The organism is Dietzia sp. HMSC21D01 (genome assembly GCF_001815995.1).
In the GTDB taxonomy this organism is placed as follows: Bacteria; Actinomycetota; Actinomycetes; order Mycobacteriales; family Mycobacteriaceae; genus Dietzia; species Dietzia cinnamea.
Genome location: NZ_KV823777.1, coordinates 1 through 3,053, shown reverse-complemented (window position 1 = coordinate 3,053; position 3,053 = coordinate 1). Strand labels below are relative to the sequence as shown.

General features: G+C 68.9%; 2 protein-coding genes. Both read right to left on the bottom strand.

Features of this window, described 5'->3' with window-relative positions; translation table 11 throughout:
- Positions 1–103: 103 nt before the first annotated feature.
- Positions 104–988, bottom strand: coding sequence for an urea ABC transporter permease subunit UrtB (urtB, locus tag HMPREF3086_RS03930; protein WP_061914954.1), 885 nt, complete (start codon positions 986–988; stop codon positions 104–106).
- Positions 989–1,096: 108 nt separating this feature from the next.
- Positions 1,097–2,326, bottom strand: coding sequence for an urea ABC transporter substrate-binding protein (urtA, locus tag HMPREF3086_RS03925; RefSeq protein ID WP_141763982.1), 1,230 nt, complete (start codon positions 2,324–2,326; stop codon positions 1,097–1,099).
- Positions 2,327–3,053: the final 727 nt, after the last annotated feature.

Here is a 3,053-nt window from a genome sequence, read left to right as displayed (position 1 = left end):
CGGGTGCGCCGGGGCGGCGCGGCGGCGGGATCGGGGGCGGTGGTGGCAGCGGAGTCGGCGGAGTCGGCGCCGCCAGCCGCTCGGGTGACGGAGATGGTCTTGGTCATGCCAGGCTCCTGGTCTTGACGGCGAACAGGCCCTGCGGTCGCACCTGCAGGAAGAAGATGATGGCGACAAAGACGAGGACCTTGGCCACCGAGGCGGTGGTGGAATATTCGAAGAACGAGTGCAGGACCCCCAGCGCGAACGCGGCGATCACCGCGCCCCGCAGCTGGCCCAGTCCGCCCACGACCACCACGAGGAACGCGTCGATCAGATACGACTGGCCGATCGTGGGGCTGGTCGAGCCGATGAGGGTGAGCGCCACGCCCGCCACGCCGGCGAGACCGGAGCCGATGAAGAACGTGGTGATGTCGGTGCGGCGGGAGCTGATGCCGGACGATTCGGCGAGGTCACGGTTGAGGGTGACGGCGCGGATGCGCCGACCCATGGGCGTGAACTTCATGGCGGCCATCACAGCCGCGACGCACGCGATCGCCAGGACGAAAATGAACACGCGGGTCAGCGGCACGGACGCGCCCAGCAATTCGACGCTGCCGCGCAGGAAGTCGGGCACCGCCACGTTGACGGCGGGGGCGCCCCAGATGTCGCGAGCGATCTGCTGCAGCACCAGGCCCACGCCGAACGTCACCAGCAGGGTGTCGAGCGGACGGGCGTAGAGGCGGCGGATGAGCGTCACCTCGAGCAGCACCCCGAGCAGGCCGCCCACCACGAACCCCAGCACGAGCGACAGGGCGAGGCCGGCGCCGGAGGCGGCCATGATCTGCTGTACGACGTAGGCGGTGTAGCAGCCGGCCATGATGAACTCGCCGTGCGCCATGTTGATGACGCCCATCTGCCCGAAAGTCAAAGACAGGCCGAGCGCGGCGAGTAGGAGGATGGAGCCGATGCTCAATCCGGTCGCGAGTTGTCCGATGAGGATGTCCACACCGGCTCCTTTCTGGCGGGCCCCGCCCTTCCCCGCCCCCGGCCCCGGTTCAGGGCCGGGCGGGAGCGGGGGGTTCGGGCGGGCCGGGCGGGTCGGATCGAGCGGGCGTCAGTTGCCGGACAGCTCGCCGGCCCAGTCGTAGGTCTCGAGGAACGGGTCGGGCTCGATGGGCTCGCCGGAGGTCCAGACCTCGTAGATCAGGCCGTCGGGGCGGATCTCGCCGACGATGGCGGTCTTGGAGATGTGGTTGTTGTCGCCGTTGATGGTCACGGTGCCCTCGGGGGCGTCGAAGGTGACGCCGTCGGCAGCGTCCTGAATGGCGTCGACGGCGAAGGAGTTCGCCTTCTCGACCGTGTTCTTCCACAGGAAGACGGAGGTGTAGGCGGCTTCCATGGGATCGGAGGTGACGCGGTTCGCGCCGTACTTCGCCTTGAACGCGTCGACGAACGCGGTGTTCTCCGGCGAGTCGATCGTCTGGTAGTAGTTCCACGAGGTCAGCTGGCCGTCAATATTCGCGGCGCCGATGCCCTGGACCTCCTCCTCGGCGATCGACACGCTCACCACCGGGGTGTCCTCGGCGGACAGGCCGGCGTTGGAGTACTCGCGGAAGAACGCCACGTTGGAGTCGCCGTTGAGCGTGTTGAACACGGCGTCCGGGTTGGCGGTACGCACCTTGTTGACGATGGTCGAGAAGTCGGTCGAGCCGAGCGGGGTGTAGTCCTCGCCGAGGATCTCGACCTCGTTGGCCTCGGCCCACGCCTTGATGACGCGATTGGCGGTCTGCGGGAAGACGTAGTCCGAGCCCACGAGGTACATGGACTCCACGCCCTGCTCCTTGAGGTACTCCAGGGCGGGGACGATCTGCTGGTTGGTGGTGGCGCCGGTGTAGAAGATGTTCTCCGACGCCTCGAGGCCCTCGTACTGCACCGGGTAGTAGAGCAACGCGTTGGCGTCCTCGACCACGGGCAGCATCGCCTTGCGCGAGGAGGAGGTCCAGCCGCCGAAGATCGCGGCCACGCAGTCACTGGTGATGAGCTTCTGCGCCTTCTCGGCGAACACGGCGGGGTCGGAGGCGCCGTCCTCCACCACGGGTTCGATCTGCTTGCCCAGCCCCCCGCCCTCGGCGTTGATCTGCTCGATCGCCAGGGCCACCGAGTCGCGCACGGTCTTCTCGGAGATGGCCATGGTCCCGGACAGGGAGTGCAGCGAGCCGACCTTGATGGTGTCCCCGGAGGTGTCGACGCAGGATTCGGCGGCGGCCGCGGCTGTGTCGCTGGTCTTGCTGCCGCACGCGGTGAGCGCGCCCGCGCCGAGGATGACAAGCCCGGCGGTGGCCAGTGCGCGCCGGGTGCGGGTGCGACCGGAGAAGAGGGAGGTGGAGTTCACGTGTTTGACCTGACCTTCACTGACCGGCTGTCGAGGTCTCCCGCGGGCTGCGGGGCTCGAAGCGCGATGCGCATAAAGGTATGGACATCATGTGAGTCAGCTGAGTCGCCGGTGTTTCACCACCGTTGCCTCTACCGGCGTTGTGTGAACGCTGCGTGACGCGCCGGGGGCGCCTCCGTCAGTACGGGTCGGCCGCCCCGGCGACCGTGCGGCGGGCAGGATGGGCGACTGCCCGGCAGCTGCGCGGCGGGCAGGATGGCGACTGTCCGGCAGTTGCGCGGCGGGCGCGGACATTCCGGCATCACAACCCCCTCCGGATACGCTGCCTCTTCGACTCGCGCTGGCGCTATGAACGGTTTCGGCCCGCTAGCGCTGGGAGAATGGACCATTCAGCCAGCGCACGTCAGGGCGCCAGCGCAACTCGGGGCGGATACGATGCCGGAATGCCCGCCGGGCGGGAAAGTGGAATGCCCGCCGGGCGGGAAAGTGGAATGCCCGCCGCGGTCAACTCTTGCGCAGGTCGAGCGCTGGCGCACCGAGCAGGTGCTCTCGGGCCGCGGACCACACCGCCCGCACGGCCGCCTCGACGTTCTCCTGGCCGCGGCCCAGCACGCGCAGCCACGCGCCGCAGCCGTCGGGCAGGGTGCTCACGCCGCAACGCACCCCTGCGCCCGCGCCA